General features: G+C 60.5%; 12 protein-coding genes. 7 read left to right on the top strand and 5 right to left on the bottom strand.

What is annotated here, in order from left to right; genetic code table 11:
* Positions 1-30 precede the first annotated feature (30 nt).
* The 3 genes from ACZ5M5_RS19380 (at position 31) to rarD (ending at position 3,580) form a co-directional block, all read left to right on the top strand.
* Complete coding sequence (locus ACZ5M5_RS19380) at positions 31-1,341, top strand: MFS transporter (RefSeq protein ID WP_464737835.1); 1,311 nt, start codon at positions 31-33, stop codon at positions 1,339-1,341.
* A 194-nt stretch (positions 1,342-1,535) separates the two neighbouring features.
* Complete coding sequence (locus tag ACZ5M5_RS19385) at positions 1,536-2,570, top strand: aldo/keto reductase (RefSeq protein ID WP_060741678.1); 1,035 nt, start codon at positions 1,536-1,538, stop codon at positions 2,568-2,570.
* Between the two features lie 125 nt (positions 2,571-2,695).
* A complete protein-coding gene (rarD, locus tag ACZ5M5_RS19390) occupies positions 2,696-3,580 on the top strand; it encodes an EamA family transporter RarD (protein ID WP_060743174.1) in 885 nt (294 codons plus the stop codon).
* A gap of 177 nt (positions 3,581-3,757) precedes the next feature.
* Here the strand turns inward: rarD and hppD are convergent, their stop codons facing one another.
* Both hppD and ACZ5M5_RS19400 read right to left on the bottom strand, forming a co-directional pair.
* Positions 3,758-4,834 (bottom strand): 4-hydroxyphenylpyruvate dioxygenase, encoded by a 1,077-nt coding sequence (hppD, locus tag ACZ5M5_RS19395; RefSeq protein WP_060741677.1) that lies wholly within the window; start codon positions 4,832-4,834, stop codon positions 3,758-3,760.
* Positions 4,835-5,084: 250 nt separating this feature from the next.
* Positions 5,085-6,029 carry a DMT family transporter gene (locus ACZ5M5_RS19400; protein ID WP_464737836.1) on the bottom strand — a complete coding sequence of 315 codons (945 nt, stop codon included), beginning with the start codon at positions 6,027-6,029 and terminating at the stop codon, positions 5,085-5,087.
* 245 nt (positions 6,030-6,274) lie between these two features.
* Between ACZ5M5_RS19400 and ACZ5M5_RS19405 the strand changes: the two genes are divergently transcribed.
* The 3 genes from ACZ5M5_RS19405 (at position 6,275) to ACZ5M5_RS19415 (ending at position 9,504) form a co-directional block, all read left to right on the top strand.
* A complete protein-coding gene (locus tag ACZ5M5_RS19405; RefSeq protein WP_060741675.1) occupies positions 6,275-7,138 on the top strand; it encodes a LysR family transcriptional regulator in 864 nt (287 codons plus the stop codon).
* A 231-nt stretch (positions 7,139-7,369) separates the two neighbouring features.
* Positions 7,370-8,914, top strand: a complete 1,545-nt coding sequence (locus ACZ5M5_RS19410; protein ID WP_464737837.1) for an EAL domain-containing protein — start codon at positions 7,370-7,372, stop codon at positions 8,912-8,914.
* Positions 8,915-9,138: 224 nt separating this feature from the next.
* Positions 9,139-9,504, top strand: a complete 366-nt coding sequence (locus ACZ5M5_RS19415) for a histone-like nucleoid-structuring protein, MvaT/MvaU family (protein WP_058544518.1) — start codon at positions 9,139-9,141, stop codon at positions 9,502-9,504.
* Positions 9,505-9,612: 108 nt separating this feature from the next.
* Here ACZ5M5_RS19415 and ACZ5M5_RS19420 read toward each other — a convergent pair whose 3' ends face one another.
* Positions 9,613-10,149, bottom strand: coding sequence for a DUF4946 domain-containing protein (locus ACZ5M5_RS19420; RefSeq protein WP_192261041.1), 537 nt, complete (start codon positions 10,147-10,149; stop codon positions 9,613-9,615).
* 195 nt (positions 10,150-10,344) lie between these two features.
* Here ACZ5M5_RS19420 and gloA point away from each other — a divergent pair, with 195 nt between their 5' ends.
* Entirely contained in the window at positions 10,345-10,866 is a 522-nt protein-coding gene (gene gloA / locus ACZ5M5_RS19425) for a lactoylglutathione lyase (protein WP_464737838.1), read from the top strand.
* A 169-nt stretch (positions 10,867-11,035) separates the two neighbouring features.
* On the opposite strand, the gene ahpF is transcribed toward gloA, so the two are convergent.
* Entirely contained in the window at positions 11,036-12,598 is a 1,563-nt protein-coding gene (gene ahpF / locus ACZ5M5_RS19430; RefSeq protein WP_060741671.1) for an alkyl hydroperoxide reductase subunit F, read from the bottom strand.
* Between the two features lie 124 nt (positions 12,599-12,722).
* Positions 12,723-13,286: an alkyl hydroperoxide reductase subunit C gene (ahpC, locus tag ACZ5M5_RS19435; RefSeq protein ID WP_464737839.1), complete on the bottom strand. Its 564-nt coding sequence runs from the start codon at positions 13,284-13,286 to the stop codon at positions 12,723-12,725.
* Positions 13,287-13,377 lie beyond the last annotated feature (91 nt).

Raw genomic sequence — 13,377 nt, forward strand, 5'->3', positions numbered from 1 at the left:
CGCAAAAATCATAATAAAGAGAGACCCGCCATGTCCCAGAGCGCAACGGCCCTCCTGGCTACCCCCGACGAAAAAAATACCGTCTACAAGCGCATCACCCTGCGCTTGATCCCGTTCATTTTCATCTGCTACCTGTTCAACTACCTCGACCGGGTCAACGTTGGCTTCGCCAAGTTGCAGATGCTCGACGCCTTGAAATTCAGCGAAACCGTGTACGGCCTCGGTGCCGGGATCTTCTTCATCGGCTACGTGCTGTGTGGCGTGCCGAGCAACCTGGCCCTGACCCGGTTCGGCCCTCGGCGCTGGATCGCATTGATGATGATCACCTGGGGCACGCTGTCGACCTGCCTGCTGTTCGTCACCACCCCCACCGAGTTCTATACCTTGCGGCTGTTTACCGGCGCCGCTGAAGCCGGGTTCTTTCCTGGCGTGGTGCTGTACCTCTCGCAATGGTTCCCGACGTTCCGCCGCGGTCGGATCATGGCCTTGTTCATGTCGGCCATCCCGGTGTCCGGCCTGCTGGGCAGCCCGTTTTCCGGGTGGATCCTCAACCACTTCGCCGCGGGCCAGGGCGGCCTGGCGGGTTGGCAGTGGATGTTCCTGCTGCAAGGCATCCCGACGGTGATCCTCGGCGCTCTGGCGTTCTTCCTGCTCAGCGACACCTTCGCCAACGCCAAATGGCTGACCGCCGAGGAACGCGCGGTGCTCACCGCCGACCATGCCGAAGACCTGGCCAACAAGCCAAAAAGCACCACCGACTCGTTGCTCGCGGTGTTCAAGAACCCGGCGATCTGGGCCTTCGGCCTGGTGTACTTCTGCATCCAGAGCGGCGTCTATGCGATCAACTTCTGGCTGCCGTCGATCATCAAGAACCTGGGTTTCAGCGATAACCTGGTGATTGGCTGGCTGAGTGCGATTCCTTACCTGCTGGCAGCGGTGTTCATGTTGCTGGTGGGCCGCTCGGCGGACTTGCACAAGGAGCGTCGCTGGCACTTGGTGGTGCCGATGCTGATGGGTGCGGTCGGGCTGCTGATCGCCGTCAACTTCGCCACCACCCCGGCCATCGCCATCATCGGCCTGTCCATCGCCACCATGGGTGCCCTCACCGGCCTGCCGATGTTCTGGCCAGTGCCCACCGCCCTGCTCAGCGCCGGAGCCGCCGCCGGTGGCTTGGCCTTGATCAATTCCATGGGCCAGATGGCCGGTTTCCTCAGCCCGTATCTGGTGGGTTGGGTCAAGGACACCACCGGCTCGACCGACGCGGCGCTGTACCTGCTCGCCGGGGTGATCGTGTGTGGCAGCCTGATGGCACTGCGCATGACCCGCACCCTGCGCACCTGACGCCCTTTTTTCCCTGTGGGAGCGAGCTTGCTCGCGATAGCGCCGGATCAGTCGGCATTGATGTTGACTGTTCGACCGCCATCGCGAGCGAGCTCGCTCCCACAGTTGATTTGGAGTGTTTGAGAATTCTGTTTGATCCGTGCGGTGGTTCTGGGGTTTGATTGAGCCTTTCCCATGGATGAAAGGATCTTGTCATGAGCTACCGCACGCTAGGCCATTCCGGGTTGCAAGTCTCGACGTTGACCCTGGGCACGATGATGTTCGGCGAACAGACCAGCACCGAGGATTCGCTGCGGATCATCGACAAGGCCTGGGACCAGGGCATCAATTTCATCGACACCGCGGACGTCTACACCAACGGTCGCTCCGAGGAAATCGTCGGCGAGGCGATCGCCCGTCACCGCCACGAATGGGTGCTGGCCACCAAGGTCGGCTTCGGCCCGCCGGACGGCGTGCCCAACCGCAGCGGCCTGAGCCGCAAGCACCTGTTCAATGGCATCGAGGCCAGCCTGACGCGCCTGGGCACCGATTACCTGGACATCTATTACCTGCACCGCGAAGACCACAACACCCCGCTGCACGTCACCGTGTCGGCCATCGGCGACTTGATTCGCCAGGGCAAGATCCGCTATTGGGGCCTGTCGAACTACCGTGGCTGGCGCATCGCCGAAGTGATCCGGATCGCCGACAGCCTGGGCATCGACCGACCGGTGATCAGCCAACCGCTGTACAACATCGTCAACCGCCAGGCGGAAACCGAGCAGATCACCGCCGCGCAGAACTATGGCCTCGGCGTGGTGCCGTTCAGCCCGCTGGCCCGCGGCGTGCTCAGCGGCAAGTACGCGCCGGATGTGGCACCGGACGCCAACAGCCGTGCCGGCCGCCAGGACAAACGCATCCTGGAAACCGAATGGCGGGTCGAGTCCCTGCGCATTGCCCAGCAGATCCTGCAATACACCCAGGGCCGGGGCGTGGGTATCGTCGAGTTCGCCATCGCCTGGGTGCTGAACAACAGCGCCGTGACTTCGGCCATCGTCGGGCCGCGCACCGAGGAGCAGTGGGATTCGTACACCAAGGCACAGGCAGTGAAGATCAGCGCGGAAGATGAAGCCTTCATCGATTCGCTGGTGACACCGGGGCATGCGTCGACGCCGGGGTTCAATGATGTGAGTCATTTCGTGCCGGGGCGAGTGCCCGTGGGAGCAAGGCTTGCCCGCGATGAACGATAACGCGGTTCAACCGTTCAACCGCAGCGCGGCCATCGCGGGCAAGCCTTGCTCCCACACACTTGCTCCCCTGGATAACCTTGCCAGCCAACAGTTTGGGTTGATTGATCGCCCTCAAGAGAATCACCGTGTCCAAAGGCATCGCTCTATCGGTCTCGGCCTCTGCGCTGTTCGCCGTCATGTACTACTACACCTCATTGCTCTCACCCCTGAGCGGCGTGGAGATCTTCGGTTGGCGCATGCTGCTGACGATGCCATGCATGACCGCCTTCCTGCTGGTGACGCGGGACTGGCACCTGGTCACGGCGCTGATCCAACGCCTGGTTGCCACGCCACGGCTATTGATCGCGGCAATCGTCTCTTCGGTGCTGATGGGTGCGCAGCTGTGGCTGTTCATGTGGGCGCCGCTCAATGGCTACAGCCTGGACGTGTCGCTGGGGTACTTCCTGTTGCCGCTGTCGATGGTCCTGACCGGGCGCATCGTCTATGGCGAGCGCCTGTCCTACCTGCAGAAAGTCGCCGTGTTCTTCGCCACCCTTGGCGTGTTCAACGAGTTGTACCGGGTGGGCGGTTTTTCCTGGGCAACCTTGCTGGTGGTGATCGGCTACCCGATCTATTTCATCCTGCGCAAACGCATCAAGACCGACAACCTCGGCGGGCTCTGGCTGGACATGACCCTGATGCTGCCCGTGGCGCTGTGGTTCGTGCAAAGCGGTGAACAGGGTTTCAACGTGTTCGATCAATACCCGCGGCTGTCGCTGCTGATCCCGTTGCTCGGGGTGATCAGCGTCAGCGCGCTGGTGTCCTACATCGTTGCCAGCCGGCTGCTGCCGTTCAGCCTGTTCGGCTTGTTGAGTTACGTCGAACCAGTCTTGCTGCTGGGCGTTGCGCTGCTGTTGGGCGAAAGCATCAAGGCCGGTGAATGGCTGACCTATATCCCCATCTGGATGGCCGTGGCGGTGTTGGTGTTCGAAGGCTTCAAGCACCTGGTGCGGCAGCGGCGCAGGGCTTGAGGCCAACATCAGCCCCTGTGGGAGCGAGCTTGCTCGCGATGGCGTCGGATCAGCCAATATTGATACAAGCTGACCCACCGCTATCGCGAGCAAGCTCGCTCCCACAGGGGTCTGCGTCATTCAATAAAAAGCCCGCCTGGCATCACTGCCAGGCGGGCTTTTTTTTGCACTCAGGTGTTACTCGGTCGCCAGCACACCACGACGCACCTGGTCACGCTCGATGGACTCGAACAGCGCCTTGAAGTTGCCTTCGCCAAAGCCGTCGTCGCCCTTGCGCTGGATGAATTCGAAGAATACCGGCCCCATCAGGGTTTCCGAGAAGATCTGCAGCAGCAGGCGCTTATCACCCTGTTCGGAAGCACCATCGAGCAAAATGCCCCGCGATTGCAGTTCATTCACTGGTTCGCCGTGGTTCGGCAGGCGGCCTTCGAGCATTTCGTAGTAGGTGTCCGGCGGCGCGGTCATGAAGCGCATGCCGATGCTTTTCAAGTGGTCCCAGGTCTTGATCAGGTCATCGGTGAGGAAGGCCACGTGCTGGATGCCTTCGCCGTTGAACTGCATCAGGAACTCTTCGATTTGCCCGGCGCCCTTGGACGACTCTTCGTTCAACGGGATGCGGATCATGCCATCCGGGGCGGTCATGGCCTTGGAGGTCAGGCCGGTGTATTCGCCCTTGATGTCGAAGTAACGGATCTCGCGGAAGTTGAACAACTTCTCGTAGAAGCCGGCCCAGTAGGCCATGCGGCCGCGGTAGACGTTGTGGGTCAGGTGATCGATGATTTTCAGGCCCGCGCCCACCGGGTTGCGGTCCACACCTTCGAGGAACACGAAATCGATGTCATAGATCGAGCTGCCTTCGCCAAAACGGTCGATCAGGTACAGCGGCGCGCCGCCGATGCCCTTGATGGCCGGCAGGTTCAGCTCCATTGGGCCGGTCTCGATGTGGATCGGCTGGGCGCCGAGTTCCAGGGCGCGCTTGTAGGCCAGTTGCGAATCCTTGACCCGGAACGCCATGCCGCACACCGACGGGCCGTGCTCGGCGGCAAAGTACGAGGCCACGCTGTGGGGTTCGTTGTTGAGAATCAGGTTGATCGCGCCCTGGCGATACAGGTGCACATCCTTGGAGCGGTGGGTGGCCACCTTGGTGAAGCCCATGATCTCGAAGATCGGCTCCAGGGTGTTGGGGGTCGGGGATGCGAATTCAATGAATTCGAAGCCCATCAGGCCCATGGGGTTTTCGTATAGATCTGCCATGTCGGCGCCTCATCATTCTGGTCAATTAACAAAAAACGTTAGTTGCAGGCAATGCTGGAGACACGGGGCGGCGCGCAGGAAATGCCACGAACGCTGCGGGCGAGGAAATCGCCGTAGATCAGTTGAAACCCAAGTATCTTCATTGTCGACCCAAGGCTCTTGCGGGCGAGGCTTCTGCTGCCAGAAGACGTTATTCTTATATGCGTAAATCGATTCTACACAGCGTAACCGGATTTGTCCGCCTTCTGTATCAAATCGCCTTTTCCTTCGACCGCGCAAGGGGTTTGTTGCACAGGAAAATACCCACCAGGATCACGCCCCCGCCGACGCACATCAAGGCCGTGAGCCGTTCGTCCAGCAGCAGCGCCCCCAGCAGCACCGCCGTCAGGGGGTTGAGCGCGATGAATACGCCAGAGCGGGTCGCGCCGATCCGGCGAATGCCGTCATACCAGGCGATATAGGCCAGGGCCGAGCCCAGCACGCCGAGGTACAACAGGCTCAGCCATTGCTCCATGTCCAGCGCGCGCAGGGCATCGAACCGAACCTCGCCCGCCGCCGCGCAGGTCAGCCACAACATCAGCGTGCCCAGCAGAATCGACCAGGTCACGGTCTGCAAGGGGCCGAGGCTGTCATTGAGTTTTTTCGAAAACAGCGAATAGATGCCCCAGCCCAGCACGCAGCCAAAAATCAACAGGTCGCCGATCCAGCCTTGCGCCGCGCCTTGTAGCAAGGACGGATCACGACTGACAATCACCAACCCCGCCCCGCCGATGCACAGCACGATGCCCGTCACTTTCAGGCGGCTCAGCCGCTCCTTGAACAGCCACCAGGACGCCAGCCCGATCACCGCCGGGTTCAAGGCCACGATCAGCGAAGCCCGCGATGCATTGATGTACTGCAAGCCATAGAAGAAGCACAGGTTGTAGAAAAAGATGCCGAAGAACCCCAGCGCCGCCAATTGCAGCCCCTGCTTCACAGTGGGCCTGGCCAGCGGGATCCCGGCCAGGGCGAGAAACGCCAGCAGCGCGAGACTCGCCAGCAGGAACCGCAGGCTGGCGGCAAACATCGGTGCCAGGGCATCGGCAAGGATCCGGCCGGCCACGAAGGTCCCGCCCCAGATCATGGTGACCATGGCGAGCTTCAGGTAGACCGGCAGGTCCGACGGGATCGGGACGGTTTGTTCGAGGGTTTTCATGGTTTCACCACCGCACGCTAATGAGAACAACGCAAACCTGTGGCGGGGGGATTAATTGTGGGAGCAAAGCTTGCTCGCGATGAAGGCGGCGCGACTCAGCAGGCAAACCGAGTCATCGTTCATCGCGAGCAAGCTTTGCTCCCACAGGTTGCGACCTCGCTACAGGTGTTGTGCTGCTTCCTGATTCAAGTCAGATACCTCATTATCTGGCTCATGCATTGTCATCGTAAAATGAGCGATCACTCATGACCCTCACTCAACTCGAAATCTTCTCCCTGGTCGCCGAGCTGCGGGGTTTCACCGCCGCGGCCACGCGCTTGGGCATTGGCCAGTCCGCGGTGTCCCACGCCATCAAATCCCTGGAACAAGAGTTGGGCGTGGAGTTGCTCAGGCGCCATCAGTCGGTGGTGGAACTCAGCGACATTGGCCAGCAGCTTTTGCTGCGAGCCAGGGCCATGCTCGGGCTGGCCAACACCTTGCGTCAGGAAGCCGCCGATGCCCGGGGCATGCGCCGAGGCACCTTGCGCATCGGCTCGTTCGGGCCGACGTCATCGATGAAACTGTTGCCCGGAATCCTGCGGCGCTATCGAGCCTTGCATCCCGGGATCGAAGTGCACATCGACGAAGGGCCCGACAGGCAGATCATCCAATGGCTGGACGAACGGCGGATCGACGTCGGTTTCGTGGTGCTGCCCGAGGAGCGTTTCGATACGTTCGCGTTGCTGGAAGATCAGATGGTCGCCCTGCTGCCCGCCTCACATCCCCTCGCCGCCCAGGCCAGCCTGAGCCTCAAGGACCTGTGCAACGACCCCTTCGTGCACACCGAGGCGGGATCGTCGGAGCTGGTCACGCGCCTGTTCAATGCCGCCCGGCTGACACCGAACGTGCGCTTTCGTTGTTCGCAGTTGCTCAGCACCCTGGATGTCGTCAGGCGTGGCGAGGCGGTGAGCGTGGTGTCCGAAGGGTCATTGCCGGACGAGGGAAATCCCGGTTACGTCGCCCGGCCCTTGTCGCCGCGGGTGCCGCGCCAGATCGGCCTGGCGGTATTGGACAGCCGCCAGGCCTCGCCCGCCACCCTGGCGTTCATCGAACTGGCCCGACAGTCATGAGCCCGGCATCAAACCTGGGGGGAGCCTGGCATTGAACCTGTGGGAGCAAAGCTTGCTCGCGATGAAGACACCTCGGTTCTCCAGACCGCATGATCGTTCATCGCGGGCAAGCCTTGCTCCCACAGACTTCGCTCCCACAGTCACGCTGCGGTCAGCAAGCTCTCGGCAAGCCATCTATCATGGACGGCATCCGACGATTCCCCCTCATCCTTTTATTCTCAGGTTGTGCCGATGCCCTTGACCGCCACCCGCTCGCACACCCGGCCCCGGCGCTATCTGATCACCCTGCTTTGCGGCCTGGTGCCGATCCTGTCGGGGCTGGTCATTTTGTACATGCAAGCCGAACGGACGCTGGCGCAACACACCCGGCAGACCGCCGAGGAGTCGGTCAGGCAGATCGAACTGATGCTCGACAACACCGCGTTGGCGGCCCGTGAACTATTGCCCCTGGCCGGCCAGCCCTGCGAAGCGGTAAAGCTGGCCTTGCGCGAGCAAGTGACGCGCCGGCCCTTTGTCCGCTCGACCAACCTGATCTGGGACAACAACCTCTATTGCAGCTCGCTGTTCGGGGCGTTCGAGGAACGCGTCAACCCGAGCGACTATCACCAGGGCACGCTGTGGCTCCTGGACGGCAACCCGGTGACGCCGGACACCGCGTTGCTGATCTACCGGCTCAATGAAGGCCGGCAAGGCGCCTTGGCCACCCTTGACGGGTATCACCTGGCCAACGTCCTGCGCCTGATCGGCCGCCAGACCCGGCTGCGGTTGCAAGTCGGGCCGAATTGGCTGGCGGCGGACGGCAAGGTCCAGCCAGCCCCCTTGCCCGGGTCGCCGGTGGCCCAGACCGAACTGGGTTCAGCGCGCTACGCCTTCAATGTAGAAGCCGGATTCGACGAGGGTGAAACCTGGCGCTACATGGCCAGGGAATATCCGCCGCTGTTCAGCTTGCTGATCTTCTTCGGCGTTGTGGCCGGGACGCTCGGACACTGGCTGCAACAGCGCGCCTCGTCTCCCAGCCGTGAATTGCAACGGGCGCTGGAAGCCGGCGAGTTCGTGCCCTACCTGCAACCGGTCGTGCACAGCGACAGCAAACGCTGGGCCGGCGTCGAGGTGCTGATGCGCTGGAACCATCCCAAGGAAGGCCTGGTCCGCCCGGATCTGTTCATTCCCTTCGCCGAACACAGTGGCGTGATCGTGCCGATGACCCGCGCGCTGATGCAGCAAACCATGCACCTGCTAGCGCCGCTTGCGCCTCGCCTCGAAGCGCCGTTTCATGTCGGCATCAACATCACCGCGCGCCACTGCCAGGATCTGGCGCTGGTGGACGATTGCCGCGAGTTTCTCAATGCCTTCGCGCCGGGTGCGATGACCCTGGTGTTGGAGTTGACCGAGCGCGAGCTGATCGAACCGACCCCCGTGACCCGCCAACTGTTCGACCAACTGAGGGATTTGGGTGTCAAGATCGCCCTCGACGATTTCGGCACCGGTCATTCCAGCCTGGCGTATTTGCGCCAGTTCAATGTGGACTTCCTGAAGATCGACCAGAGTTTTGTCGCGATGATCGGTGCCGACGCCCTGTCGCGCCACCTCCTCGATAGCATCATCGAACTGTCGGGCAAGTTGGGCCTGGATATGGTTGCCGAGGGCGTCGAAACCGTCGAACAAAGCGACTACCTGAGCGCCCATGGGGTGAACTTTCTACAAGGCTATCTATTTGGCCGACCGATGAGCGGGCAGGCGTTCGTTGAGACCTTGACCGGCACTAATGGCAGTTAACTGCCGTCGATCTATTGACGATGTCCTGCCAATTGATAAAAGCGTTTACTGTTGTTACATAACGAAAAAGTTACGATTTACACTTTCTGGATTAACTACTACAATTTTTCTACCTGTGCCACATAACAGGAGAGAGTCATTAACACCGAGTCGCTTCAAGGCGCTTGGCTTATAGCTTTGTTTGCGGTTGGTATCAGCCAAATATTTTGATTGGAGTAATCATTTTGTCCAGACTCGCTGAATTTCGTGCAGCCGAAAAGGCCCTTCAAGAACAGCTCAAGCAGCTGGAATCGCTGAAGAACGATGCCGGGCTCAAGAAGGAAATCGAATTCGAGGAAAAGCTCCAGGGACTGATGAAAACCTACGGCAAGAGCCTGCGCGACATCGTCGCGATCCTCGATCCGAACCCGTCCAAGGCGAGCCTGCAATCGACCAAGCCCACCAAGACACGCCGCGCGCGAGTGGTGAAGGTTTACCAGAACCCGCACACCGGCGAGTTGATCGAGACCAAGGGCGGTAATCACCGCGGCCTGAAAGCCTGGAAAGAACAGTACGGTGCGGCGACCGTCGATTCTTGGCTGCGTGGTTGACAGTGCTTGGCTGACAACCCCCAAGACGCAAAAAAGCCCTGAATACTCAGGGCTTTTTTATGGGCTGGACTTTAGGATTAAACCCATTGGCGTATTACGCTAAAGGCGTCATAGTTTCAAACTGTTTCGCACCGACTGTATTTCATCCTGGCTTTCAACAAACACCTGCGCCTGCCCTGCATAGGACAGCACATAAGCCTTGCCCTCATTTAGTGCCGCGACGAGTGCCTGGGACAATACATGTCGTCCGTTTTGCGTGATCGTGCAAGTGGTTTCCAATGCAGTTACGCCGCCCAACATTGAGGCATGGACCTTAGTGCATACACTTTGGTAACCACCTTGGAAAAAATCCTTCTGGATTGACTTGCGCATTTCCAGCAATACGCCTTGCAAGTTGACCTGATGATCGGGCTCGACGGGGGTGGTGGTCAGTTCCATGACCATCACGGCGTTGCCTGCAGGATCACTTTTGGTTGCCCGTTGGCGCAGGGTTCCGGGGGGCGCCGAGGCCGATGCGTCCGCCGGCAGCGGTTCGACAACCCAGCCCTGGGGCCACAGGATCTGCGGTTCGGCGGCCTGGACACCACCGACACTCGCAACACTGGCAAACAGCAGGACAAACAGCGAAAGGAACGGTCGAATCATTGCGAGGCCACTCAAGGACGAATCGTAAAGTCTGAAGCCCGGGGCAGCACCAGGCAATAGCCACGTGTGGTTTGGCGATGCCGCGCCCCTTGCGTATCATGGGCGCACCTGCAAGGAAGCCGTCTGACGCAAGCCCAGGAACCGTCGCGACCACGCTTGCGACGCCGTTTGCCCCACTTATTTTCCGGAGGGCCCATGAGCCTGCACGAACTCAATACTTTCCCTGGCGTCACCGCACAACCTGACGCCGCCACGGCCAGATTCGTCTTCAACCACACCATGCTGCGGGTCAAGGACATCACCAAGTCCCTGGATTTCTACACCCGAGTGCTGGGTTTCTCGCTGGTGGAAAAACGCGACTTCCCGGAAGCCGAATTCAGCCTGTATTTCCTGGCGCTGGTGGACAAGAACCAGATCCCGGCGGACGCGGCAGCGCGTACCGAATGGATGAAATCGATCCCTGGCATCCTGGAACTGACCCACAACCACGGCACCGAAAGCGACCCGGCGTTCGCCTACCATAACGGCAACACCGACCCACGGGGTTTCGGCCACATCTGCATCTCGGTACCGGACGTCGTCGCAGCCTGCGAGCGCTTCGAAGCACTGGGCTGTGACTTCCAGAAGCGCCTGAGCGATGGCCGCATGAAAAGCCTGGCCTTCATCAAGGACCCGGATGGCTACTGGGTCGAAATCATCCAGCCTGCGCCGCTGTAAAACTCACCCCCCTGTGGGAGCGAGCTTGCTCGCGATGAGGCAGCACATTCAGCATTGATGCAAGCTGACCCACCGCCATCGCGAGCAAGCTCGCTCCCACAGAATGATGGCCGATAAAAAACCCCATGAGCCAGGGCCCATGGGGTTTTGTCTTGCCGCTTTCGGCTGTTTATGCCGGCGCGGAAGTGCGGATCAGGTGGTCGAAGGCGCTCAGCGAAGCCTTGGCGCCCTCACCCACGGCGATCACGATCTGCTTGTACGGCACAGTGGTCACGTCACCGGCGGCGAACACGCCTGGGATCGAGGTCTCACCACGGGCATCGACGATAATCTCTCCCCTCGGCGACAGCTCGACGGTGCCTTTGAGCCAATCGGTGTTGGGCAACAGGCCGATCTGCACGAAGATCCCTTCCAGCTCCACGTCCCGCACTTCACCGCTCGGACGGTCCTTGTAGCGCAAGCCATTGACCTTCTGGCCGTCCCCCGTCACTTCGGTGGTCTGGGCGTTGGTCACCACTGTCACGTTCGGCAGGCTGTGCAGTTTGCGCTGCAACACCGCGTCGGCACGCAATTGCACATCGAACTCCAGCAACGTGACGTGGGCCACGATACCCGCCAGGTCGATCGCCGCCTCGACGCCGGAGTTACCACCGCCGATCACCGCTACACGCTTGCCTTTGAACAGCGGGCCGTCGCAGTGCGGGCAGTACGCCACGCCCTTGTTGCGATATTGCTGCTCGCCCGGCACGTTCATTTCGCGCCAGCGGGCACCGGTCGCCAGGATCACGGTCTTGGCCTTGAGGCTCGCACCGCTGGCGAACTTGATTTCATGCAGGCTGCCGTCCTTGCCCGGCAGCAAGGCGTCGGCACGCTGCAGGTTCATGATGTCCACGTCGTACTGCTTGACGTGTTCTTCCAGGGCAACAGCCAGTTTCGGCCCTTCGGTTTCCTGGACCGAGATGAAATTTTCGATGGCCATGGTGTCGAGCACCTGGCCGCCGAAACGTTCGGCCGCCACACCGGTGCGGATGCCTTTACGGGCCGCGTAGATCGCCGCCGAAGCGCCAGCCGGGCCGCCGCCGACCACCAGCACATCGAAAGCATCCTTGGCGCTGATTTTCTCAGCCTGGCGTTCGATGCCGCTGGTGTCGATCTTGGCGAGAATCTCTTCCAGGCCCATGCGGCCCTGGCCGAAGTTCACGCCGTTCAGGTAAATGCTGGGCACGGCCATGATCTGGCGTTCATCGACTTCGGCCTGGAACAGCGCGCCGTCGATGGCGACGTGGCGAATGTTCGGGTTCAGCACCGCCATCAGGTTCAGCGCCTGGACCACGTCCGGGCAGTTCTGGCACGACAGCGAGAAATACGTCTCGAAATTGAACTCGCCTTCAAGGGCGCGGATCTGTTCGATGACCTCGACACTGGCCTTCGATGGGTGGCCGCCGACTTGCAGCAGGGCCAGCACCAGCGAAGTGAATTCGTGGCCCATGGGGATGCCGGCAAAACGCAGGCTGATATCGGCTCCCGGGCGGTTCAACGAAAACGACGGCTTGCGCCCATCGGTACCGTTGTCGAGCAAGGTAATCTGGTGGGAAAGACTGGCAACTTCTTGGAGTAACGCGAGCATTTCCTGGGATTTCGCACCGTCGTCGAGGGAGGCGACGATCTCGATCGGCTGGGTGACCCGTTCCAGGTATGACTTCAACTGAGCTTTAAGATTGGCGTCCAACATACGGGCGATTTCCATTTTGTGAATTCAGAAAAAAACAACGCCCGAGCGAATCTCGCCCGGGCGTTTTTTGGGGCGAAGCGGCTTACTTGATTAAGAGCGGATCGCCCTCGGATGACTCACAGACTTAGATCTTGCCGACCAAGTCCAGGGACGGAGCCAGGGTGGCCTCGCCTTCTTTCCACTTGGCTGGGCAGACTTCGCCCGGGTGAGCGGCAACGTACTGAGCGGCCTTGACCTTGCGCAGCAGCTCGGAAGCGTCGCGGCCTACACCACCGTCGTTGATCTCGACGATCTTGATCTGGCCTTCAGGGTTGATCACGAAAGTACCGCGGTCAGCCAGGCCGACTTCTTCGATCAGCACGTCGAAGTTGCGGGAGATGACGTGAGTCGGGTCACCGATCATGGTGTACTGGATCTTGCCGATGGCTGGCGAAGTGTTGTGCCAGGCGGCGTGGGCGAAGTGAGTGTCGGTGGAGACGCTGTAGATCTCGACGCCCAGTTTCTTGAATTCGGCGTAGTTGTCGGCCAGGTCTTCCAGCTCGGTTGGGCAAACGAAGGTGAAGTCGGCTGGGTAGAAGAACACGACAGACCATTTGCCTTTCAGGTCGGCGTCCGACACCTGGACGAATTCGCCGTTTTTGAAGGCGGTAGTGTTGAACGGTTTAACTTGGCTGTTGATGATAGGCATCGATGTTTCTCCATCAGGGTTGAGAAGTTGATGGAGGGAATCTTAACCACTCATCCCCCGGCTGGCTCATTGGCAAACCTGATGTGAATGA

This window comes from Pseudomonas sp. Van50 (assembly GCF_055390755.1).